Annotated in this window: 22 protein-coding genes and 1 pseudogene; 14 read left to right on the top strand and 9 right to left on the bottom strand. The window is 67.4% G+C overall.

Annotation, left to right across the window (positions count from 1 at the left end):
* Positions 1 to 52: 52 nt before the first annotated feature.
* Positions 53 to 991, bottom strand: coding sequence for an alpha/beta hydrolase (locus tag JX001_RS13895; protein WP_205681449.1), 939 nt, complete (start codon positions 989 to 991; stop codon positions 53 to 55).
* A 118-nt stretch (positions 992 to 1109) separates the two neighbouring features.
* Between JX001_RS13895 and JX001_RS13890 the strand changes: the two genes are divergently transcribed.
* The 3 genes and pseudogenes from JX001_RS13890 to JX001_RS13880 all read left to right on the top strand — a co-directional run bounded on the left by JX001_RS13890 (position 1110) and on the right by JX001_RS13880 (position 4586).
* Positions 1110 to 3290, top strand: coding sequence for a TonB-dependent receptor (locus JX001_RS13890; RefSeq protein WP_434082619.1), 2181 nt, complete (start codon positions 1110 to 1112; stop codon positions 3288 to 3290).
* A pseudogene (locus JX001_RS13885) lies at positions 3200 to 4392 on the top strand (PepSY-associated TM helix domain-containing protein). Before JX001_RS13890 ends, JX001_RS13885 begins: the two are co-directional and overlap by 91 nt.
* Positions 4389 to 4586: a hypothetical protein gene (locus JX001_RS13880; protein WP_205681447.1), complete on the top strand. Its 198-nt coding sequence runs from the start codon at positions 4389 to 4391 to the stop codon at positions 4584 to 4586. The pseudogene JX001_RS13885 and the gene JX001_RS13880 overlap by 4 nt, the downstream one beginning before the upstream one ends.
* Here the strand turns inward: JX001_RS13880 and erpA are convergent.
* Positions 4570 to 4887, bottom strand: a complete 318-nt coding sequence (gene erpA, locus JX001_RS13875; protein WP_039245694.1) for an iron-sulfur cluster insertion protein ErpA — start codon at positions 4885 to 4887, stop codon at positions 4570 to 4572. The genes JX001_RS13880 and erpA overlap by 17 nt on opposite strands.
* A 141-nt stretch (positions 4888 to 5028) precedes the next feature.
* Here erpA and JX001_RS13870 point away from each other — a divergent pair, with 141 nt between their 5' ends.
* The 6 genes from JX001_RS13870 to JX001_RS13845 all read left to right on the top strand — a co-directional run bounded on the left by JX001_RS13870 (position 5029) and on the right by JX001_RS13845 (position 11270).
* On the top strand, positions 5029 to 6219 hold the full coding sequence (locus JX001_RS13870; RefSeq protein WP_205681446.1) for a deoxyguanosinetriphosphate triphosphohydrolase: 1191 nt from the start codon (positions 5029 to 5031) through the stop codon (positions 6217 to 6219).
* Positions 6220 to 6295: 76 nt separating this feature from the next.
* Positions 6296 to 7075, top strand: a complete 780-nt coding sequence (locus JX001_RS13865) for an SPOR domain-containing protein (protein ID WP_205681445.1) — start codon at positions 6296 to 6298, stop codon at positions 7073 to 7075.
* Positions 7072 to 8121: a beta-N-acetylhexosaminidase gene (gene nagZ, locus JX001_RS13860; protein ID WP_205681444.1), complete on the top strand. Its 1050-nt coding sequence runs from the start codon at positions 7072 to 7074 to the stop codon at positions 8119 to 8121. The genes JX001_RS13865 and nagZ overlap by 4 nt, the downstream gene beginning before the upstream one ends.
* Before the next feature lie 6 nt (positions 8122 to 8127).
* Positions 8128 to 8946 carry a segregation and condensation protein A gene (locus JX001_RS13855; RefSeq protein WP_205681443.1) on the top strand — a complete coding sequence of 273 codons (819 nt, stop codon included), beginning with the start codon at positions 8128 to 8130 and terminating at the stop codon, positions 8944 to 8946.
* Positions 8943 to 9614 (top strand): SMC-Scp complex subunit ScpB, encoded by a 672-nt coding sequence (gene scpB / locus JX001_RS13850; RefSeq protein ID WP_205681442.1) that lies wholly within the window; start codon positions 8943 to 8945, stop codon positions 9612 to 9614. Before JX001_RS13855 ends, scpB begins: the two co-directional genes overlap by 4 nt.
* Positions 9615 to 9731: 117 nt before the next feature.
* Positions 9732 to 11270 carry a sensor histidine kinase gene (locus JX001_RS13845; RefSeq protein ID WP_241004846.1) on the top strand — a complete coding sequence of 513 codons (1539 nt, stop codon included), beginning with the start codon at positions 9732 to 9734 and terminating at the stop codon, positions 11268 to 11270.
* Here JX001_RS13845 and ispH read toward each other — a convergent pair.
* Entirely contained in the window at positions 11267 to 12238 is a 972-nt protein-coding gene (gene ispH, locus JX001_RS13840) for a 4-hydroxy-3-methylbut-2-enyl diphosphate reductase (protein WP_205681440.1), read from the bottom strand. The two genes, JX001_RS13845 and ispH, sit on opposite strands and share 4 nt — an antisense overlap.
* Before the next feature lie 251 nt (positions 12239 to 12489).
* Between ispH and JX001_RS13835 the strand changes: the two genes are divergently transcribed.
* The 5 genes from JX001_RS13835 to JX001_RS13815 all read left to right on the top strand — a co-directional run bounded on the left by JX001_RS13835 (position 12490) and on the right by JX001_RS13815 (position 15080).
* Complete coding sequence (locus JX001_RS13835; RefSeq protein ID WP_017505296.1) at positions 12490 to 12849, top strand: AtpZ/AtpI family protein; 360 nt, start codon at positions 12490 to 12492, stop codon at positions 12847 to 12849.
* A gap of 6 nt (positions 12850 to 12855) precedes the next feature.
* A complete protein-coding gene (locus JX001_RS13830; RefSeq protein ID WP_017505297.1) occupies positions 12856 to 13641 on the top strand; it encodes a F0F1 ATP synthase subunit A in 786 nt (261 codons plus the stop codon).
* 58 nt (positions 13642 to 13699) lie between these two features.
* The gene (locus tag JX001_RS13825; RefSeq protein WP_017505298.1) at positions 13700 to 13924 is read left to right on the top strand and encodes a F0F1 ATP synthase subunit C; all 225 of its coding nucleotides are present in this window, start codon (positions 13700 to 13702) and stop codon (positions 13922 to 13924) included.
* 68 nt (positions 13925 to 13992) lie between these two features.
* A complete protein-coding gene (locus tag JX001_RS13820; RefSeq protein ID WP_165115817.1) occupies positions 13993 to 14565 on the top strand; it encodes a F0F1 ATP synthase subunit B family protein in 573 nt (190 codons plus the stop codon).
* Positions 14565 to 15080 (top strand): F0F1 ATP synthase subunit B, encoded by a 516-nt coding sequence (locus JX001_RS13815; protein ID WP_205681439.1) that lies wholly within the window; start codon positions 14565 to 14567, stop codon positions 15078 to 15080. The genes JX001_RS13820 and JX001_RS13815 overlap by 1 nt, the downstream gene beginning before the upstream one ends.
* 76 nt (positions 15081 to 15156) lie before the next feature.
* On the opposite strand, the gene JX001_RS13810 is transcribed toward JX001_RS13815, so the two are convergent.
* The 6 genes from JX001_RS13810 to gcvH all read right to left on the bottom strand — a co-directional run bounded on the left by JX001_RS13810 (position 15157) and on the right by gcvH (position 20788).
* Entirely contained in the window at positions 15157 to 15627 is a 471-nt protein-coding gene (locus tag JX001_RS13810) for a DUF6789 family protein (protein WP_205681438.1), read from the bottom strand.
* A 132-nt stretch (positions 15628 to 15759) separates the two neighbouring features.
* Entirely contained in the window at positions 15760 to 16164 is a 405-nt protein-coding gene (locus JX001_RS13805; protein ID WP_241004656.1) for a PGPGW domain-containing protein, read from the bottom strand.
* Between the two features lie 211 nt (positions 16165 to 16375).
* On the bottom strand, positions 16376 to 17293 hold the full coding sequence (locus JX001_RS13800) for an SDR family oxidoreductase (protein ID WP_205681437.1): 918 nt from the start codon (positions 17291 to 17293) through the stop codon (positions 16376 to 16378).
* Between the two features lie 66 nt (positions 17294 to 17359).
* Positions 17360 to 18928 (bottom strand): aminomethyl-transferring glycine dehydrogenase subunit GcvPB, encoded by a 1569-nt coding sequence (gene gcvPB, locus JX001_RS13795; protein ID WP_205681436.1) that lies wholly within the window; start codon positions 18926 to 18928, stop codon positions 17360 to 17362.
* Positions 18929 to 18940: 12 nt separating this feature from the next.
* On the bottom strand, positions 18941 to 20287 hold the full coding sequence (gene gcvPA / locus JX001_RS13790; RefSeq protein ID WP_205681435.1) for an aminomethyl-transferring glycine dehydrogenase subunit GcvPA: 1347 nt from the start codon (positions 20285 to 20287) through the stop codon (positions 18941 to 18943).
* 135 nt (positions 20288 to 20422) lie between these two features.
* Positions 20423 to 20788 carry a glycine cleavage system protein GcvH gene (gene gcvH, locus JX001_RS13785; protein WP_205681434.1) on the bottom strand — a complete coding sequence of 122 codons (366 nt, stop codon included), beginning with the start codon at positions 20786 to 20788 and terminating at the stop codon, positions 20423 to 20425.
* Positions 20789 to 20798: the final 10 nt, after the last annotated feature.

The following is a 20798-nucleotide window of genomic DNA, read 5'->3' as shown; positions in this document are numbered from 1 at the left end:
GACTGTCTACATCTGTATCTGCCGCCGCAGACGTTAGTTTCACTAGCCTTGCTCAACGCTCGTTCACCCGAATGAACGCCCCCACATCCTCCGCCACGCCCGGCGCGAGCGGTAAGGCCGGGTCGGCGTAGGTGGCCAGGTTGGCGGCGCGGTCGGCGGGGGCGGTCTTGAGGACGTGGTTGACGCCGTCCCAGAGTTTCAGCGTCGCCCTGGGGTCGGCGGCGGCCAGGGTCTGGGCGTCCGCGACGCCGATCTGGAGGTCGGTCGCACCCTGGCCGATGAAGACCGGGCCGTCGTAGGCGGCGAGCAGGGCGGCGGGGTCCAGCGGCAGCCACGAGATCAGATAGGGCTGGACCGACGGGCGGAACAGGGCCGCCAGCGCGGGCGGCGTATCGGCGACGGTGCGGCCGGCCTCAAGCTCGGTCAGGCCGGCGAAGGCCTGGGTCTTCAGCGGTTCGGGCAGGCCGGCTTCCAGCTGTTCGCGGATCACCACGCCCGCCGGGCGGCCGGCGCCGGACAGCAGGATCAGGCCGCAGACCTTACCGCCTCCGCCCTCGACCGCCTTCAGAGCGACCAAAGCGCCTTCGCTGTGGCCGATCAGCCAGGCGCAGGGCTTTCCGGCGCGCGAGGCGGCCTCGGCGGCCCAGGCGCGGGCGTCGGCGGCGTAGTCGTCGAAGCGCAGATCGGCCTCGGCCGGACCCGCCGCAGCGCTGGCGGCGATACCGCGCTTGTCGATGCGGACGGTAGCGATGCCTTGCGCCGCCAGACCCTCGGCCAGCAGGCGATAGGTGGAGGCGGCGACGCCCAGCGGGCTGTTGCCATCCCGATCCGTCGGGCCGGAGCCGGGCAGGATGACGGCGACGGCCGTGGGCGCCTCCGGCGTCAGCAGGGTGCCATGCAGGGGCGCAGGCTGGGCGGGCAGGGCGATGTCGGTCGAGACCCGGCCGGCGAGCAGGCTGGCGGCGAGAAGGGCGTGGGTCAGCGTCAGCATTGCAGTCTCCTTCGTGGAGAGGTCAGACGAGAAACGGCTCAAATGCAATATGTCGCGGGCGCGGCGGATTGCATTGTGCCCACTGATCAGGCTAGGGACGCGCAACTTGATTTTGAGAATGCGTATCAAAATGCTCTGCCGTCGCCGTGCCTCTGTTTTGTTAACCGCCAGCGCCTTGGTCCTGACGCTCGCCTCGCCCGCCTTGGCTCAGCAGGTGTCGACCCCGGCTGAGCTGGGCGAGATCGTCGTGACGGGGTCGCAGGTGAGGTTGCCGGCCCCGGCGGCGGGCGGTCAGGTGGCGCGCGGCGGACGGGTCGGCCTGTTGGGCAATCTGGGCGTGATGGACACGCCGTTCTCCACCAGCAGCTATACCGAGGAGCTGATCCGCAATCAGCAGGCGCGCAGCGTCTCCGAAGTGCTGCAAAACGACCCGTCGGTGCGGATTTCCAAGGGGTTCGGCAACTTTCAGGAGCTGTACGTCATCCGGGGCTTCCCGGTCTATTCGGACGACATGACCTATAACGGTCTGTACGGCGTGCTGCCGCGCCAGTTCGTGGCGGCGGAGCTGCTGGAACGGGTCGAGGTGTTTCGCGGCGCGACCGCCTTTCTGAACGGCGCGGCGCCCGGCGGCAGCGGCGTGGGCGGGGCGGTCAATCTGGTGCCCAAGCGTGCGGGCGCGGCGCCGCTGACACGGCTGACGGCGGGCTGGGAAGGGCGGGATCAGATCTATGCCGCCGCCGACGTATCGCGTCGGTTCGGACAGGACGACGCCTGGGGGCTGCGTCTGAACGTGGCCAGCCGCGACGGCGAAAGCGCGGTCGAGAATGAGGATCGCGAAATGCGCGTGGTCGGCCTGGGGCTGGATCGCCGTGGCGACCGCGCCCGCTTCTCGGCGGACCTGGGTTGGCAGTCGAACCGGCTGGACGATCCGCGGCCGCAGGTGACGCCGAACGGCGCCATTCCGACCCCGCCGGCCGCCGACAGGAACTTCGCCCAGCCCTGGACCTATACGGACGAGGAGCAGGTGTTCGGCGCGGTGCGCGCCGAGTTCGATGTGAGCGACGCCGTCTCCGTCTGGGCCGCCGTCGGCGCGCGCGACGGCAAGGAACGCAACAGCCTGGCCAATCCGCGCGCCGATGCGGACGGGTCGCTGAGCGCCTACCGTTTCGACAACGGCCGGCGCGATCAGGTCTTTTCGGCGGACGTCGGCGTGCGGGCGGACGTGACGACCGGCCCCGTAAACCACCGGCTGGTGGCCTCGGCGTCTCAGGTGCAGTCGCGCGAGAAGAACGCCTACGCCTTCTCGGACTTCGCCGGCTTCGCCAGCAATCTGTATGACCCGACCTCTGTAACCGCCCCGGCGCCGACGGCCTTGGCGGCCGGGTCGCTGACCGATCCTGGCGTGGTCGGCCGCGTCAAGACGACCAGTTTCGCCGTCGCCGACATGCTGTCCTTCCTGGACGACCGCCTGATCGCCACGGTGGGCGCACGGTATCAGGAGATCGACACGCGGTCTTATGTCTACGGCTCGGGCGTTCGAAACGGCGGCTACGCCAGCGACGCCGTGACGCCGGTCTTCGCCGTGGTCTATCGCCCGATCGATTCCGTGTCGCTGTACGCCAACTATTCCGAGGCTCTGATCCCCGGAAAGACGGCGCCGGCGGCGATCAATGGGGCGCCGGTCTCGAACGCGGGCGAGGTGCTTGAGCCGTTCCGCGCCGAGCAAGCCGAGGTCGGGGTCAAGTATGACGGCGGATCGTTCGGCGGCGCGCTGAGTGTCTTCCGCACGACCCTGCCCAGTGAGTTCTTTGATGGAGCCATCTATTCCGCCGGCGGCGAGCAGGAGAACCGGGGCGTCGAGCTGTCAGTGTTTGGCGAGCCCGTTCAGGGCTTGCGCGTCCTGGGCGGCGCGACCTGGCTCGATGCGGAGATCACGCGCGCGCTGGATGCGTCGCTGAACGGCAAATCCGCCATCGGCGTGCCGGACTTCCAGGCCAATCTGAACGTCGAGTGGGACGTGCGCGCCATCGACGGTCTGACGCTGGAAGGTCGGGTGGTCCACACCGGATCGCAGCCCGCGAACGGCGCCAATACGGTCGAGCTGGAAAGTTGGACCCGGTTCGACGCCGGCGTGCGCTACGCCTTCGTAGCAGGCGACAAGCCGGTGACGCTGCGGGCGCGGGTGGAGAATGTCGCGGATGAGGATCAGTGGATCGCGGTCGGCGGCTATCCGGGATCGAACTATCTGACGCTGGGCGCGCCGCGGACCTTGCGTCTGTCGGTCTCCACCGAGTTCTGATCCGCGCCGGCCGATGCACGCCCGGACGATCCGCGCCTGGACCTGGACGCACAAGTGGTCGAGCCTGATCTCGACCCTGTTCCTGCTGATGCTGTGCGTCACGGGGCTGCCGCTGGTGTTCAGCCACGAGCTGAACGAGGCGCTGCTGCATGAGCCGTGGGGGCCGAAGAGCCCGGACGGCCGACTGCTGACGCTGGACGAGGTGCTGGCCGCCGGTCTGGCCAAACATCCGGGCGAGGTTCCGGCCTTCATGAGCTTCGACGAGGACCGGCCGGTGGTGAACGTCACCAGCCGCGCCCCCGACGCCCCGGCCGGCAAATACAGTTTCGAGCCCATCGACCAGACCAGCGGCGAGGGCGCGCCGCTGGTCGCCGGTCATCCGGTGATGGAGTTCCTGCTTCAGCTGCACACCGACATGTTCCTGGGTCTGCCGGGAATGCTGTTTCTGGGCGCGATGGGGCTGTTGCTGGTCGTGGCCGTGGTGTCGGGCGTGGTGCTGTATGCGCCCTTCATGCGTCGGCTGCCGTTCGGGACGGTGCGGGTCAAGAAGGCGGCGCGGACGCGGTGGCTGGACTATCACAATCTGCTGGGCGTGGTGACGGCGGCCTGGGTGCTGGTGGTGGGGCTGACGGGGGTGGTCAACACTCTGGCGACGCCCATCCTGGCTTATTGGAAAGAGACGGCGCTGAAGGAGTTGACGGTCGCCTATGATGCGCCGGCCCCTGCGCAGGGTCGGGCCTCGCTGGATGCAGCGGTGGAGCGGGCCAAGGCAGCGCTGCCGGGCATGAAGCTGCAGTTCGTGGCGTTTCCGGGAACCGACTATTCGACCGACCACCACTATGCCGTCTTCTTCCACGGCGACACGCCGCTGACGACGCATATGACGACGCCGGCCTTGATCGACGCGCGGACGGGGGAACTGGCGGCGGTGGCGCCGGCGCCCTGGTATGTGAAGACCCTGTCGCTGTCGCAGCCGCTGCATTTCGGAGACTACGGCGGGCTGGCGCTGAAGATCCTGTGGGCGCTCTTGGACATCGCCACCATCGTGATCCTGGGGTCCGGTCTTTATCTGTGGCTGGGCAAGGGGAGACGGAAGGCGTGAGCCGTCGTCGTCACAACCCGAGGGATCTTGGCCTGTGGGCCATCTTCCGCGCGCCCATCGTCCTGTTCGCGCTCAGCCTGATCGGGCTGGTGGGCGCGCTGTTGCAGGATGGGGTTTGGGACTGGGTGTTTGCGGCCTTGCTGGCCTCGCCCATCCTGGCGACCGGCTGGGCCGTCGTCAGATCGAGAAGCTGACGCCGCAGCCGCAGCTGGAGGCGGCGTTCGGGTTCCTGACCACGAACTGGGCGCCGGCCAGTTCATCGACATAGGCGATCTCGGAATTCTTAAGGAAGGGAACCGAGACGGGGTCGATCAAGGCGGTCTGGCCGTCGGCCTGGATGCGCAGATCGTCGTCCTCGGCCGTCTCGACCAGCTCGAACCGATATTGAAAGCCCGAGCAGCCGCCGCCGTCCACCGCGACGCGCAGCATCAGGGTCTTGCCCTCGGCCGCGCCCAGCTTGGCCAGGCGCTTGGCGGCGCTGGCGGCCAGGACGATGCCTTCCGGCGCGCGCGTGGCGACGGTGAAGGCGGGTGTGGACGGTTCTGTGGATTGGACGGTGCTCACGGCTGTCTATATGAGGCGGGCACGGCCGTTCGCAAAGGCCCCCCGCATCAAAGCAGCCTCAAAGTTGATGACTTGAGCCACACAGACCTCGCTTCCTACGCCGAACGCGCCGACCTGACGCAGGGCCGCCGCGTTTTCGAGCCCGCCAGCCGCACGCGCACCGCCTTTGCGCGGGACCGTGACCGCATCATCCATGCGACGGCGTTCCGGCGGCTTAAGGAGAAGACCCAGGTCTTCGTGGCGCATGAGGGCGATCACTACCGCACCCGCCTGACCCATTCGCTGGAGGTGGCGCAGATTGCGCGGTCGCTGGCCCATGCGCTGAGACTGGACGACGACCTGGCCGAAACCATCGCCCTGGCCCATGACCTGGGCCATCCGCCCTTCGCCCACGCCGGCGAGGACGAGCTGGTGGTGCAGATGCGCGACTATGGCGGGTTCGATCACAACGTTCAGAGCTTCCGCGTCGTGACCGAGCTGGAGAACCGCTATCCGCAGTTCGACGGGCTGAACCTGAGCTGGGAGACCGTCGAGGGCGTCATCAAGCACAACGGCCCGGTGTCGCACCGCCTGGACGAGCCGGCTTGGTCGGTCGTACGCCCTTATGCAGCCGGCGGCGAGGCGGGGTGGGACCTGCGGCTGGGGACGTTCGCCTCGCTGGAGGCCCAGTGTGCGGCCATCGCCGACGACATCGCCTATAATAATCACGACGTGGACGACGGGGTGCAGGCGGGTTTGATCACCCTGCGCGATCTCGATCAGGTGCCGCTTATCGGGCCGATGTTGGCCGAGGTGCGCCGCGACTGGCCCACGATCGACGACCGGATGCTGCGGATCGAGGCCGTGCGGCGCATGATCGGCGTCATGGTCGAGGACGTTCTGGCCGAGACGGCGCGGCGGCTGGAGGAAGACCGGATCGTCACGACCGAGGACGTGCGGATGGCCAGGCGCACGATGGTGGATTTCTCGCACGCCATGCACGTCGATCTGGCGGTGCTGAGGAAGTTCCTGTTCGAGCGGATGTATCGCCACTACCGCGTCAACCGCACACGCAGCCAGGCGCGGCGCGTGCTGTCGCAACTGTTCGAACTCTTCATGGCCGAGCCTGAAGTCATGCCGCCGGAATGGGGCGAACCGGCCATGACCCCGGACAAGACACAGCGGGCGCGCGCCGTGTGCGACTATATCGCCGGCATGACCGACCGTTACGCCATAGAAGTGCACCAGAAGCTGTTCAGCCTCGACCTCGCCCTCGATCTGTGATTCGAAAGATGCACGCGGGGGCGTAGAGTGATCGTTCGGCGCGCCGATTCGCGCCCACAGACGGCGGAGCGCGACCATGTCCTTTGAAGACGACAACAAACCCGGCCGGGGCGCCTATACGCCGCCGACCGACGACGACCTGCCGTTCCGCCGCAACAGCTATGATCCGCGCAACGGCCGCAATGTCGGCGCGGGCGGGAGCAAGGCGCCGCCGGTGACGTTGATCATCAGCGCGGTGGTCCTGCTGTTGCTGATCGTGGCGGTGATCTTCTTCTATCGTTCCGGCATGCGCGCCTCGACCGACGCGCCGCCGGCCGTGGGTCAGCCGGTCGGGGAGATGAAGACCGCCGCGCCCATCGACGCCCAGCCGATCGACCCGGCCGAGGGGGTGCGCGTCTATCGCGACGAGACCGAGACGACCGATGCGCCCGTGACCTTCACCCCGCCGCCCGAGGCGCCCCAGCCGCGTCCGGCCGCGCCCCCGACCGCCGCACCGACCGGCCAGGGCCTGCCGCCCGCCAAGGCCGTGACGCCGGCTGCGCCGACGCCGCGCCCGACGACCCCGGCGACCGCGCCCGTCGCTGCGCCGGCGACCAAGGCTCCGGCCGCGACAGGCGGATCGGCCTCGGTGCAGATCGGCGCCTTCTCCTCGACCGAGATCGCGGACCGCGAATACGCCGCCGTCGCCGGCCGGTTCGGTTCGTATGTCTCCGGCGCTGAAAAGCGGGTCACGGAAGTGACCTCGTCCAGCGGATCGACCCTGTACCGCACAGCCTTCTCGGGCCTGTCGCGCGAACGGGCGGTGGCCTTCTGCAACGCGCTGAAGGCGGCGGGCCGGGACTGCATCGTCCGGTGACGTCCGCCGCCATCTATGGCTGCCTGGGACATCGGCTGACGGAGGACGAAAAGGCCTTCTTCGCCGAGGTCCGACCCTGGGGCTTCATCCTGTTCCGGCGCAATATCGGCACGCCGGAACAGGTGCGGGCCCTGACGGACGAACTGCGGGCGTCCATCGGCGATCCCGACGCGCCGGTCTTGATCGACCAGGAAGGCGGTCGGGTCCAGCGGATGGGGCCGCCCCACTGGCCCAAATATCCGCCGGGCGCCGCCTATTTGAAGGCGACGAACGAGCTGGCGCAGGCGCGTGAGCTGACGCGGCTGGGCGCACGTCTGATGGCGCACGATCTGCGCGAGGTCGGGGTGACCGTTGATCTGCTGCCGGTGCTGGACGTGCCGGTCCCCGGCGCCCACGACATCATCGGCGACCGGGCCTATGGCGTCGATCCGGAGACGGTCGCGGTGTTGGGCCGGGCGGCGGCGGAGGGGCTGCTGGCGGGCGGGGTCCTGCCATGCATCAAACATATGCCGGGCCATGGCCGCGCCTTTGCAGACACGCATAAGGATCTGCCGACGGTTCACGCCGATCTGGACACGCTGGACGCCTGGGACTTTGCGCCATTCAAGGCCCTGTCGGACATGCCGATCGGCATGACGGCGCACATCGTCTTCACCGCGATCGATCGCAAACATCCGGCGACGCAGTCCAAGAAGGCCATTCGCCTGATCCGCGAGCGCTTGGGATTCGGCGGTCTGCTGCTGTCCGACGATCTGGTGATGAACGCCCTTTCGGGCTCGCTGACCCAGCGCGCGCACAAGGCCCTGAAGGCGGGGTGCGATCTCGTCGTCCACTGGAACGGCGATATGGACGAAATGCGCCAGGTCGCCGAGGGCGTCGGACCGCTGAAGGGCGGGGCGCGCCGCCGGGCGGAAGCCGCGCTGGCCCGGATTGTGCGGACGCCCGAGCCGCTGGATCCCGTCGCGGGCCACGATCGCTTCTTCAAGGCCATGGGCGGTCGGATGGACGTCGCCAAGGGGCCGGATGTGGGTGAGGCGCAGGCCTAAAGACCTATGACGGAGTCTTTCCAGCCCAATCTGGATTTCAACGCCGAGGAGGTCGAGGAGCGCGAGGCCTTCGTCGTCGATCTGGAGGGCTATGAGGGACCGCTGCATGTCCTGCTGGCCCTGGCGCGAAACCAGAAGGTCGATCTGCTGAAGCTGTCGATCACCCAGCTGGCGGAACAGTATCTGGCCTTCGTGCACGAGGCGCGCAGGCGCAACTTCGCCCTGGCGGCGGACTATCTGGTGATGGCGTCGTGGCTGGCTTATCTGAAGTCGCGCCTGCTGTTGCCGCGCACCGACAAGGGCAAGGCCGAAGAGCCGCCGGCTGAGGAAATGGCCGCCGCCCTGGCGTTCCGGCTGCAGAAGCTGGAGGCGATGCGAAAGGCCGTCGAACAGCTGATGGCGCGGCCCCAGCTGAAGCGCGACGTCTTCACGCGCGGCGATCCCGAGGCGACGGTGATCGTGCCGTCGGATCGTATCGACGCCAGCCTGTACGAACTGATGAGCGCCTATGTGGTGCAGCGCCGGCGCGAGGAGGCCCGGCGCTATGCCCCCGGCCAGCGGGTCGAAGCCTTTCCATTGGAAGCCGCCCGCGACTGGCTGCGCGAGATCATGCCGAAGTTGGCCGACTGGACGCCGCTGGAACAGGTCGCGCCCCATCGTGAGGACGAGGAGGGGCCCAGCCAGGCCAGCTTTACGGCCTCGACCCTCTCGGCCAGTCTGGAGCTGGTAAAGGAGGGGGCGATGGACATTCGGCAAAGCGAGGCGTTCGCGGACCTGTATCTGAAGCGGCGCGGACCGGGCCAGCCGCTGGAGCTGACGGGGTGAGCGACCTCGCCTTCCAACCCGACGAGGCCGAGATCGAGCGGCGGGTCGAGGCCCTGTTGTTCGCCGCCGCCGGGCCGCTGACGGCGGCCGAGATCGCTGCGCGCCTGCCCGAAAACTGCAATGTCGCCCGCGCCATATCGGGTCTGCGCGCCCGCTATGAGGGGCGAGGGGTCGAGCTGGAGTGCGTCGCCGACCGCTGGCGCTTCCGCACCGCGCCCGACCTGGCCTTCATGATGACGCAGGAGCGCGAGGAGCCGCGCCGGCTGTCCAAGGCCGCCTTGGAAACCCTGGCCATCATCGCCTATCACCAGCCCGTCACCCGCGCCGAGATCGAGAGCGTGCGCGGCGTCAGCATCTCCAAGGGCACCCTGGACCTGCTGCTGGAGATGGGGTTCGTGCGGTTGCGCGGACGCAGGCGCACGCCGGGACGGCCCGTCACCTATGCGACCACCGACCGGTTCCTGGAGCATTTCGGCCTGGCGACCCTGTATGATCTGCCGGGCGTGCAGGAGATGAAGGCGGCGGGCCTGCTGGACCTGTCGCTGCCGGTCGGATTCGAGGTGCCCGACCCCAGCCGCGCCTCCGAGGCGGACGACGAGGACGGAACCCTGCCGCTGGACGACGAGGCGCCCGAGTTCGCGCAGGATTTCGTCGGCGAGCGAAGCTGACCCAGGGGTATGTTCACGACGTCTTAGTCTGCACGTTTTAAGCCAGACCATATGAGTGGCGTGACAGCGATTACGGGTTGGCAGGCGTGGAGCACGTTCAGGATCGCGTTGATCCTGATGCTCTCGTCCGTCATCGGCATGGCCGGGGTTCTGGCCATCGTCAGTCGCGGAATCGATGCGCACCAGGCGCGCAAGGAAGAGGATCTGGTGAAGTTGCGCCTGACGCGGGCGCTGGAAACCATTGGTGAGAACCTGACCACCGCCTCCATCTGGGACGAGGCCGTTGATCGGATGACGTGGGCTGATGTGGGCTGGTACGATCGCAACTTCGGCGCCTTCTACGCCGCGCAACACAAGCATCAGTTCACCCTGGGCTATGATGGTACGGGGCGGCTGTTTCGCATCAGCACCCTGGGCCGACCGGCCGAGGCGCAGGTTGGCGAGCCCTTCGGTCAAGCCGCCCGGCCGTTGATCGACGCGCTCCGGGCCGATGCCGCAGGCCGCGACCGAACGGTTACCGCTGATGCTGGCGTGCGACTGAAGGCGGCGTTCGTGCGCGTCGGCGACGACGTGTACGTCTTGGGGGCTTCTACTGTGGTGCGGCATACGGCGAGCGGATCGACGCCGGCGTCCGATCCGGTCGTGGCGTCGTTCAAACCGTTCAATGGCGAGCTCAATCTCTTGCGAACGCGGCTGGCGCTGGACCGGATTCACTTCCAGCCCGGTGATGCAGAGCCGCCCGAAGGTATGATCGGCGTCGATGTCCGCGATGCTGGCGGCGTTTTGTTAGGCCGTGTCGTCTGGGCGCCAGAACAGCCGGGCTATCAGATTCTGACCAAAGCCGGGCCGCTGCTGCTGCTGCTGTTCGTGGTCCTGTTGATCGGCACGGGGTCGTTGCTATGGACAACGACCAAGGATGTGCGGCGTCTGAGGGCGTCGGAAGTGGCCCTGTCGGCGGCGCTGGAGCGGGCCGAGGCGGCCAACCGGGCCAAGACGCGGTTCCTGTCCAACGTCAGTCACGAACTGCGTACGCCCCTGAACGGCGTTCTGGGCATGGCCGAGATCATCGGGGCCGATCTGGTGACCCCGCAACAGCGCGAGCGGCTCGAAATCCTGAAGGCGTCGGGGCGTCAGCAGCTGCGGCTGGTCGAGGAACTGCTGGATGTCGTGCGGCTTCGCGACGGGGCGGTGACGCTGGAAACCCGACCCTTCCGGCCCGACAACCTCCTGCAGCGCGTCGCTAACGATTTTCGCAGCGCGGCCGAGGTCAAGGGACTGAAGGTCAAGGTCGAGGCGGCCGAAGGCGAGTGGCTGGGCGATCCGGTGCACATCGAAAAGCTGATGGCGGCGCTGACGGACAATGCGGTGCGGTTCACGCGAACCGGCGGCGTGATGCTGCGCGCCGTTGCGGGCGCGGGTCTGGCGTTGGAGGTTGAGGACACCGGGCCAGGCATGGAGCCAGCAGAGGCGGCGCGCCTGTTCGAAGCCTTCACCCAGGGCGATGAAAGCGCGACGCGCACGGCCGAGGGGCTGGGACTGGGATTGACGGCGGCGCACGGTCTCGCGGCCCTGATGGGCGGCAAGATCGACATCGTCACCGCGCCCGGCGCCGGAAGCACCTTCCGCGTCGTTCTGCCGTTGAAGGCGGTCGCCTAGGCCGTCAGCAGGCGCGGCAGTTTGAAGGTGACGGTTTCGCGCGCGCCGTCGTCTTCGGTCACGGTGGCGTCAAAGCGCGCCCGGATGGCGTCGACCAGTGCCTCGATCAGCGGCTCGGGCGCCGAGGCGCCGGCGGTGACGCCGACGGTGTTCACGCCGTCAAACCAGGACCAGTCCACCTGGGACGCATCGTCCACCAGATAAGCGGCCGGGGCGCCGGCGCGCATAGCGACCTCGACCAGGCGCACCGAATTAGACGAGTTCTTGGATCCGACGACCAGCACGAGGTCGCAGCCCTCGCCCAGCGCCTTGATGGCGTCCTGGCGATTGGTCGTGGCGTAGCAGATGTCTTCCTTGTGCGGATCGGGCAGTTCGGGGAAGCGGCGCTTCAGCACCTTCAGGATGCCCGCCGTGTCGTCCACCGACAGGGTGGTCTGGGTCGCATAGGCGAGGGGGGCGTCGCCGGGGCGTTCGAACGATTCGGCGTCGGTTTCGGTCTCGACCAGGGTGATGGCGCCGGGCGGCAACTGGCCCAGGGTGCCGACGACCTCGGGGTGGCCTGCGTGGCCGATCAGGATGATGTGGCGGCCGGCCGCATGATGGCGTTCGGCCTCGACGTGGACCTTGGACACCAGGGGGCAGGTCGCGTCCAGAAAGACCAGTTCCCGGGCCCGCGCCGTCGCCGGCACGGACTTGGGCACCCCGTGGGCCGAGAAGACGACCGGCCGGTCGTCAGGGCATTCGTCCAGTTCCTTGACGAAGACCGCGCCCATGGCCTTCAGCCGCTCGACCACATGTTTGTTGTGGACGATCTCGTGGCGCACATAGACGGGGGCGCCGAACTTTTCGATCGCGCGCTCGACGATCTGGATCGCGCGATCGACCCCGGCGCAAAAGCCCCTCGGGGTGGCCAGCCTCACCGAGAGCGGGCGAAGCGGAGCGTTAGGGACGGGAACATGCGCATTCATGGCGGCGAACCTAGTCGTTTGCGGCGCTGACCGCCATCGGAGCCGAAGGGCGGATGCGACGGATTCTGTCGCCCACAGCAGCGGCGCATCGTCACGGCGCGCGGGCGCGAATGGAAAGTCGATATTCTACAATGTCTTAGGCTATAATCACGACGCCTTGACCTGTAGGCCGCTCACGATTAGTTTCCGCGCCGAATTCAGACCCGTCCGGACGCACTGTCTGGACGCCGAACGCACAGGTCCTATCCCCCATGTCGGAATCGCGCGAAGAGGCGATCAAACGCCTCCAAGACAGCGCATCCGCATTGGAGGCGCGGACCACGGCGGAGAAATCCGCCGAACTGACCGGCCATCAGGTGTCGGGTCAGGCCTACAAGATCATCGCCGAGCTTCTCGGCGGCGTCTTTGTGGGGCTGGCGTTCGGAGCGATCGCAGACTGGGCCCTCGGGACCCGTCCGTGGGGTTTGATCGGCGGGGTCCTTTTGGGCTTCGCCTTGTCGATTTACATGGCGCGTCGCACAGCCAACCGGCTGATGGCGCAGGCCAAGGCGCAAGGGACGACGGCTCCGGCCGAGCCCTACGTCGAGGCCGACGAAGACGGGGAACGATAGGGCTTCATGGCCGATCCGATTCATCAGTTTGCGATTCAGAAGGTCGTCGACCTTGGCGACGTCACCCTGCCTGTGCTGGGGACGGTCGATCTGGCGATCACCAACTCGCACATCGCCATGACGGTCGCCTTCGTGCTGATCGTCGGCTTCCTGGCCGCCGTGACCGCGAACGCCCAGGTCGTGCCCGGCCGGCTGCAAGCCGCCGGCGAGGGCCTGTTCGGCCTGATCGACAATCTGGCCGATTCCATCATCGGTCACGAAGGCCGCAAGTATTTCCCCTTCATCTTCACCCTGTTCATCCTGATCCTGGGCATGAACATCCTGGGTCTGTTCCTGACCTTTACGGCGACCTCGCAGTTGGCCATCACCGCCACCTTCGCCCTGATCACCTTCGGCCTGGTGCTGGTCGTCGGCTTCGCCAAGAACGGTCTGGGCTTCTTCAAGCTGTTCTGGCCGATGGGCGCGCCGCTGGCGCTGCGCCCGGTGGTCGGCCTGATCGAATTTGTGTCCTTCCTGCTTCGCCCGGTTACCCTGGCGCTGCGTCTGTTCGGCAATATGCTGGGCGGTCACGTCGCGCTGAAGATCTTCGCCGGCTTCGTCGTGTCGCTGGGCCTCTTGGGCCTGGGCGGCGGCATCGGTCTGCTGGCCTTCCCGGTCGCGGCCCTGTCGCTGGGCATGGTCGTCGCCCTGACCGCTCTGGAGTTCCTGGTGGCCTTCCTCCAGGCCTTCGTCTTCGCCGTTCTGGCCTGCATCTATCTGAACGATGTGGTCAACCTGGACCACGCCCACTAAAGGGCCGGACCAGTCTCTTCACCCCAACCACCAACGACTTTAATCTAGGAATACAATCATGGACGCTGAAGCCGCGAAGTACATCGGCGCTGGTCTCGCCACCCTGGGCATGATCGGTTCGGCCCTGGGCGTGGGCAACATCTTCGGCAACTTCCTTGCCGGCGCCCTGCGCAACCCGTCGGCCGCCGCCGGCCAAGTCGGCAACCTGTTCGTCGGCGCCGCTCTGGCCGAAGCCCTGGGCATCCTGGCCTTCGTGCTCGGCATCCTGATGATCTTCGGCTGATATCAGTCGATCACGGCGCGCGGGGTTCGCCCGCGCGCCGCTTCATCTGATCCTGCAGTAGACGGTTCATGGCCAGCACCCACACCATCGACGCGGTCCCGCCTTCGGTCGAAGCGGACCTGCACGCCGAGACGGCGACCACCGCCGAGCACGGCTCGGGCGGCCTGCCGCAATTCCAGTTCGAACACTGGGCGGGCCAGATCGGCTATCTGCTGATCCTGTTCGTCATCCTGTATGTTCTGGTCTCCAAGGTCTTCGCGCCACGCCTTCGCAAGGTGATGGACGAACGGGCCGACACCATTTCCACCGCCGTTGCGACCGCGCGTCAGGTTCAGGCTGAAGCCGCTGAACAGGCCGCCCAGGCTCAGGCCGAAGTCGCCAAGGCTCGCGCTGACGCCCGCGCCACGGCCGCCGCCGCCAAGGCGCGCGTGACCGAAGAAGCGAACGCCCGTCAGGCCGCCGAAGAAGCCGTGGTCAACGCCCGCATCGCTGAGGCGGAAGCCTCGATCGGCAAGACGCGCGACGCCGCCATGGCGAATGTCTCCACCATCGCCTCCGACACGACCGCCGCCATGGTCGAACGTCTGACCGGCAAGGCCGCGACCGCCGCCGAGCTGGCCGCCGTCAAGGGAGCCGCCTGATGAACCTGATCTTCGAACACGGCATCTGGAGCTTCGCCAATGCGGAAATCTGGGTCGGCATTGGCCTGATCATCTTCTTCGGCATCCTGATCGCCGCGGGCGTGCCCAAGATGGCCGGCAAGGCTCTGGACGCCAAGGCCGTCAAGATCCAGGCCGACCTGGACGAAGCCGCGCGCCTGCGTGCCGAGGCCGAAGCCCTGCTGGCCCAAATCCGCAAGGAGAAGGCCGAGGCTGAAGCCCAAGCCGCCGAGATGATGGCTCAGGCCGAAGCCGACGCCCGTCGCCTGGAAGTCGAGACCAAGGCCAAGCTGGAAGAGACCCTGGCCCGTCGCCAGAAGATGGCTGAAACCCGCATCGCCCAAGCCGAAGCTCAGGCCTCGGCCGAGGTGAAGGCCGCCGCCGCCGATCTGGCCGCCAAGTCGGCGGAACAGGTTCTGGCCGCGCGCCTCGCCAGCGGCGCCAAGGATCCGCTGCTCGACAGCGCCGTCGCCCAGATCGGCGATCGCCTGAACTGATCAGGGTTGGTCCTGAATGAAACAAGGCCCCCGACGTCGCCGTCGGGGGCCCTTTTCTTGGTCGATCAAGCCGTGATCAGTGGGCGTGGGCGCCGCCGATGATGGTTGCGCCCATCCGCTTGTCGCGCGCCACCAGCCGGGCATAGACGTTGCCCAGCACGATGCCGAAGACTGCGTGGGTGATCAGCAGCCAGGCGAAGGTGCCGAAGCCCGCGCCCGCCGTGAAGGTGCGGTAGTTCCCGAACATCACTATGGCGGCCATCATCAGGATCCATGCGCCGACGGCGAAGACGATGCCCTTGGTCTCGGGCGTATCCGTCGGCAAGCGGGGACACAGGACGGCGAACAGCGGCCCCAGGATAAAGACGCCGCTGATGACATGGACGAGCCAGCCGACGGCCAGATTGCCGGGCATGCCGATCATGCTGGCGATGACCCCCTGGAAGGGATCGAACCAGTTGAGGAACAGATTGGGTATTTCGAGCAGTGAGACGGCCACGGTCGCCGCAACCCCGGCGATCAGACCTTTTTGTACGCGTGACATCATGACCTTAGCGCCTCCCAACGCATAAGTGGTTCTCTGATAACGCGCAGACAGGATACGCCTGACTTGGGAGAGCGGTGTTCACGATCCTGTGGTTAGCGGTTGCAGCAACGCAACCGCGAAATCAGGCGACGACTAGCGGAAAAGCTTGCGGAAATAGCGCCGGACGCTCTTACGGCCACGCGAGAGGCGACGGCTGGAGCTTTTGGTCATGATCTTCTCGGCCCGCAGCGCCTGTTGCCAGAAGACGGGCGCGAACTCGGGCTTCTTCCGCATCAGGCGACGGAAGGGATAGACCCATTTCGGCCGCGCATATTGGGCGCGAATGAACTGGCGCTTGGCCCAGAACGAGCTTTTCAGGATCAGCATCAGTCCAACGGCGATGACGGGAATGCCGCCAGGGCCGGGCAGGGGGGCGATCAGAATGCCCAGGAGCACGACGAACAGGCCGCCGATCATGAGCGCCCAGCGTTTGACGACCCGCAACGTCGAGGGGCGCGGCTTGTCTGAACGGACGAAGGGAACGGGAAGTGAGGTCACGAATACGCCGGATGGGGAGGAGAATCGTCATGACAACGATCGCCACGGGCGCGCGATCCCTCGTCGGGAAAGGAAAAGGCGACCGTGACGACCTTGCCACAAGACCCCTTAACGCCCTGCGTCCACGGCGGATGGATGTCCGGCGGGTGAAGCTTTGGTCATGAACAGACGATCTCCCCTCGCCGTGGCGCGACGGACACGCTCCGCGCCGTCAGCCGTAGGTCACGCCCGTCAGACGTTCCGATTCCGACCAAAGACGCCTGGCCACATCGGCGTCCTTGGCTTGGCGCTTGATCACCGCAACGCCGGGCGGGCCCTTCATCTCCTGAAAGCCGGTGGGGCCGTAATAGCCGCCGGGCGTCGGGTTCGGCAGGGTCGCGGCCATCAGGATCGGCAGGGCGCCGTCCGCGGCCGAATGGCTGAGCACGGCCTCCAGCAACCGCGCGCCGCGCGCGAACAGGCTCGGCTTGCCGGCATGACCGTTCGCGATCAGGTCGGTGCGGGCGAAGCCGGGGTGGGCCGCCACGCTGGTCAGGCGCCAGCCGTGGGCGTCGCTGCGGCGCTGAAGCTCCACGGCGAACATCAGCATGGCCAGCTTGGACTGCTGATAGACCGGCCAGGGGCTGTAGTGGGTCTGATAGTTCAGGTCGTCCAGGCGGATATGGCCGCTGCGGTGGGCGACGCTGGACAGCTGGACCACGCGGGCCTTTGCAGCCGTCATCAGTGGCAGCAGGCGGCCGACCAGGGCGAAGTGGGACAAGTAGTTGGTCCCGAACTGCATCTCGAATCCATCAACGGTCGTCTGGCGCGTCGGCAGGGCCATGACGCCCGCGTTGTCGATCAGGATGTCGATGGGGAGTCCCGTCGCCAGATGGCGCTCGGCGAAGGCCTGGACAGAGGCTAGGCTGGCGAGGTCCAGCAGATCGAACCGCACGGCCGCGTTCGGATGACGAGACCGGATCAGCCGTTCGGCCTCGGCCCCCTTGTCGGGATTGCGGGCCGCCAGCACGACCTCCGCGCCCTTGCCGGCCAGCACGATGGCGGTTTCCAGCCCCAGCCCGCCGGTCGCGCCGGTGACGATGGCCAGTCGGCCGGAAAGGTCGGGGATGTCGTTGGTCGTCCAGGTCATGGACATGACCTAGCGATGCATCAGCCCCGCGTCAGCCCCTTCCCGCAGGAAGGGGCGACTTCGGGTTCAGGCCGCTTTGTTGGAGCCTTCCGGCGCGGTCCAGCGCAGAACCGGCGAGCGGGCGGCGCGGGTCTCGTCCAGGCGCTTCAGCGGCGCGTGGAAGGGCGCGCCCTTGAAGCGATCGACGTCGCCCGCCTTGGCCGCTCCGGCCAGGGCGCGCATCGCTTCGATGAAGCGGTCCAGCTCGGCCTTGGACTCGGTTTCGGTCGGCTCGATCAGCATGGCGCCGTGGACGACCAGAGGGAAATACATGGTCATCGGGTGGAAGCCCTCGTCGATCATCGCCTTGGCGAAGTCGAGCGTGGTGATGTCCGTGCCCTTCAGCCACTCGTCGTCGAACAGGGCCTCGTGCATGCAGGGGCCGTCGGGGAAGGCGGCCGACATCAAGTCACTGAGCCGGGCCTTGATGTAGTTGGCGTTCAGGACGGCGTCCTCGGCGACCTGACGCAGGCCGTCGGCGCCGTGCGACATCATGTAGGACAGGGCGCGGGTGTACATGCCCATCTGGCCCTGGAAGGCGCACAGACGGCCGAAGGCTTGCTCGGCCTCGTCCTCTTCGCGCTCGATCAGGCGATAGCCGCCGTCGTCATGCACGACCCAGGGGGCGGGGGCGAAGGGGGCCAGGGCTTCGGACAGGACCACCGGACCCGCGCCCGGACCGCCGCCGCCATGGGGCGTCGAGAAGGTCTTGTGCAGGTTGATGTGCATCGCATCCACACCCAGGTCGCCCGGACGAACCCGGCCGACGATGGCGTTGAAGTTGGCGCCGTCGCAGTAGAAATAGGCGCCGGCCTCATGCGTCAGGCGGCTGATCTCCAGGATGTCGCGCTCGAACAGGCCGCAGGTGTTGGGGTTGGTCACCATGATGGCGGCGACGTCGTCACCCAGCTTCGACGCCAGGTCGGCGACGTCCACTCGGCCGTCCTCGGTCTGGGCCACTTCGACCACCGAATAGCCGACGAAGGCGGCAGTGGCGGGGTTGGTGCCGTGGGCGCTGGTGGGCACCAGAACCTTGCGCCGCTTCTCATGCTGGCCCGAAGCCTCGTGGGCGGCGCGGATCGCCATCAGACCGCACAGTTCGCCGTGCGCGCCGGCCTTGGGCGACAGGGCGACAGCGGGCATGCCGGTCAGGGTCTTCAGCCAGTGGGCCAGGGTGTCCATCAGCTCCAGCGCGCCCTGAACCGTCGAGATCGGCTGTAGCGGGTGGATGTCGGAGAAGCCCGGCAGGCGGGCCATCTTCTCGTTCAGGCGGGGGTTATGCTTCATCGTGCACGATCCCAGCGGATAGATGGCCAGGTCGATGGCGTGGTTCTTTTGGCTCAGGCGCACATAGTGGCGCATGGCTTCGGGCTCCGACAGGCCGGGCAGGCCGATCGGATCCTTGCGCAGCAAGTCGCCCAGATCGGAGCCGTCCGTCTTGGGTTCCGGCAGATCGACGCCCGTCTTGCCCCAGCCGTCGCCCTCGAAGATCAGGGCTTCGTTCTGCAACAGGCCGCGTCCGCCGGTCAGGGTGGCGGGCTTGGTCTGGACGGGGTTCGGAGCGGTCGGGCGGCCGACGGTGTTCATGGTGCTCATGGTCAGTATCCCTTACGCGCCGAGGACTTTGGAGAGCGACTTGGCGAGAATCTGGATGTCGGCATCCAGCGTCGTCTCGGTCGCAGCGACCAGCAGAACGTCGTCCATGCCGGCGCCGGGGGCTAGGCGGCTGTAGGGCACACCGGCCAGGACGTGATGGGCGGCCAGCTGATCCACGACCTCGGCCGCGTTCTTGGGCAGGCGCACCGCGAACTCGTTGAAGAAGCGGTCGGTCAGGACTTCGACGCCCGGAATGGCGGCCAAGGCGTCGCGCGTGGCGACGGCCTTTTCGTGGTTCAGCAGGGCCAGCTTGCGCAGACCCGTCTCGCCCAGCAGGCTCATGTGGATGGTGAAGGCCAGGGTGCATAGGCCCGAGTTGGTGCAGATGTTCGACGTCGCCTTGTCGCGGCGGATGTGCTGCTCGCGGGTCGAGAGGGTCAGAACGAAGCCGCGTTCGCCGTCGGCATCCACCGTTTCGCCGGTCAGACGGCCGGGCATCTGGCGGATCAGCTTCTCTCGCGTGGCGAACAGGCCGACGTAGGGGCCGCCGAAGTTCAAGGCGTTGCCGATCGACTGGCCTTCGGCGGCGACGATGTCGGCGCCCATCTCGCCGGGCGATTTCAGCAGGCCCATGGACACGGCTTCGGTGACCACGACGATCAGCAGGGCGCCGGCGGCGTGGGCGGCCTCGGCGATTTTTGTCACGTCGGTCGCCGTGCCGAAGACGTTGGGGGTCTGAACCACGACGCAGGCCGTGTCGGGACCGATCTGGTCGATGGCGGCGGCCTCGCCGTCGACGGCGGCGGGCAGGGCCAGGGTCTCGACGCCGACGGCGTGAACCACGGTCTCGGTCGCCTTGATGTAGTGCGGGTGGACGCCGCCCGAGATCACCGCCTTGTTGCGGCGGGTCACGCGGGTCGCCATCAGCACGCCCTCGGCCATGGCGGTCGAACCGTCATAAAGGCTGGCGTTGGCGACCGGCATGCCGGTCAGGTTCGCGACCTGGGTCTGGAACTCGTACAGGTACTGCAGCGTGCCCTGCGCGATTTCCGGCTGGTAGGGGGTGTAGCTGGTCAGGAACTCCGAGCGCTGGATCACGTGATCCACCGTCGCCGGGACGTGGTGCTTGTAGGCCCCTGCGCCGCAGAAGAAGGGCACGGCGCCGGCCGTGGCGTTCTTGGCCGCCATGGCGGACAGGGCGCGCTCGACCTCCAGCTCGCCTGCGACGCGCGGCAGATCGACGGGGCCGTCCAGACGGGCGGCCTGGGGCACGTCCACGAACAGATCATCGATGGATTTCGCGCCGATGGCGGCGAGCATCGCCGTGCGGTCGTCGGGCGTCAGGGGGAGGTAACGCATTGCCGGTTTCCTTCACCCGTCATCCTCGGGCTTGACCCGAGGACCGGATGTTGTGCGGCTCGTGCGTCAAAGGCTTCGCACGAGTGGTTGATCGTCCGGCCCTCGGGTCAAGCCCGAGGGTGACGGAGTTTGAGATTAGAGGGTGGCGAGGAAGGCGTCGTAGGCGGCCTGGTCCATCAGGGCGTCCAGTTGCGAGGCGTCCGAAACCTTGATCTTGGCGAACCAGCCGTCGGCCTCGGCTGCCGAGTTAACGGTTTCCGGGGCGGTCGACAGGGCGTCGTTCGCCTCGACCACCTCGCCCGAGACGGGGGCGTAGACGTCCGACGCCGCCTTGACGCTCTCGACCACGGCGAAGCTGTCTCCCTTCGAGACGGTCTTGCCGACTTCAGGCACTTCGACGAACACCACGTCGCCCAAGGCGTCGGCGGCGTGTTTGGAGATGCCGACGGTGGCGATGTCGCCGTCCAGGCTGACCCACTCGTGATCCTTGGTGAACTTCATGGTCTGATCT

Source organism: Brevundimonas fontaquae (assembly GCF_017086445.1).
Classification (GTDB): Bacteria; Pseudomonadota; Alphaproteobacteria; order Caulobacterales; family Caulobacteraceae; genus Brevundimonas; species Brevundimonas fontaquae.
The sequence above is the reverse complement of the archived record's forward strand: the minus strand, read 5'-3'. Positions and strand labels throughout refer to the sequence as shown.

What these genes read in the sequence shown, in the direction of transcription:
- JX001_RS13845 (WP_241004846.1), top strand. Translation starts at nt 9,732, where the DNA reads ATGCTCTCGTCCGTCATCGGCATGGCCGGGGTTCTGGCCATCGTCAGT.
- gcvPA (WP_205681435.1), bottom strand. Translation starts at nt 20,287, where the DNA reads ATGCGTTACCTCCCCCTGACGCCCGACGACCGCACGGCGATGCTCGCC.
- JX001_RS13890 (WP_434082619.1), top strand. Translation starts at nt 1,110, where the DNA reads ATGCGTATCAAAATGCTCTGCCGTCGCCGTGCCTCTGTTTTGTTAACC.
- JX001_RS13800 (WP_205681437.1), bottom strand. Translation starts at nt 17,293, where the DNA reads ATGACCTGGACGACCAACGACATCCCCGACCTTTCCGGCCGACTGGCC.
- JX001_RS13820 (WP_165115817.1), top strand. Translation starts at nt 13,993, where the DNA reads ATGGCCAGCACCCACACCATCGACGCGGTCCCGCCTTCGGTCGAAGCG.
- gcvPB (WP_205681436.1), bottom strand. Translation starts at nt 18,928, where the DNA reads ATGAGCACCATGAACACCGTCGGCCGCCCGACCGCTCCGAACCCCGTC.
- JX001_RS13825 (WP_017505298.1), top strand. Translation starts at nt 13,700, where the DNA reads ATGGACGCTGAAGCCGCGAAGTACATCGGCGCTGGTCTCGCCACCCTG.
- ispH (WP_205681440.1), bottom strand. Translation starts at nt 12,238, where the DNA reads ATGAATGCGCATGTTCCCGTCCCTAACGCTCCGCTTCGCCCGCTCTCG.
- JX001_RS13895 (WP_205681449.1), bottom strand. Translation starts at nt 991, where the DNA reads ATGCTGACGCTGACCCACGCCCTTCTCGCCGCCAGCCTGCTCGCCGGC.
- JX001_RS13815 (WP_205681439.1), top strand. Translation starts at nt 14,565, where the DNA reads ATGAACCTGATCTTCGAACACGGCATCTGGAGCTTCGCCAATGCGGAA.
- JX001_RS13835 (WP_017505296.1), top strand. Translation starts at nt 12,490, where the DNA reads ATGTCGGAATCGCGCGAAGAGGCGATCAAACGCCTCCAAGACAGCGCA.
- gcvH (WP_205681434.1), bottom strand. Translation starts at nt 20,788, where the DNA reads ATGAAGTTCACCAAGGATCACGAGTGGGTCAGCCTGGACGGCGACATC.
- JX001_RS13830 (WP_017505297.1), top strand. Translation starts at nt 12,856, where the DNA reads ATGGCCGATCCGATTCATCAGTTTGCGATTCAGAAGGTCGTCGACCTT.
- JX001_RS13865 (WP_205681445.1), top strand. Translation starts at nt 6,296, where the DNA reads ATGTCCTTTGAAGACGACAACAAACCCGGCCGGGGCGCCTATACGCCG.
- JX001_RS13810 (WP_205681438.1), bottom strand. Translation starts at nt 15,627, where the DNA reads ATGATGTCACGCGTACAAAAAGGTCTGATCGCCGGGGTTGCGGCGACC.
- JX001_RS13855 (WP_205681443.1), top strand. Translation starts at nt 8,128, where the DNA reads ATGACGGAGTCTTTCCAGCCCAATCTGGATTTCAACGCCGAGGAGGTC.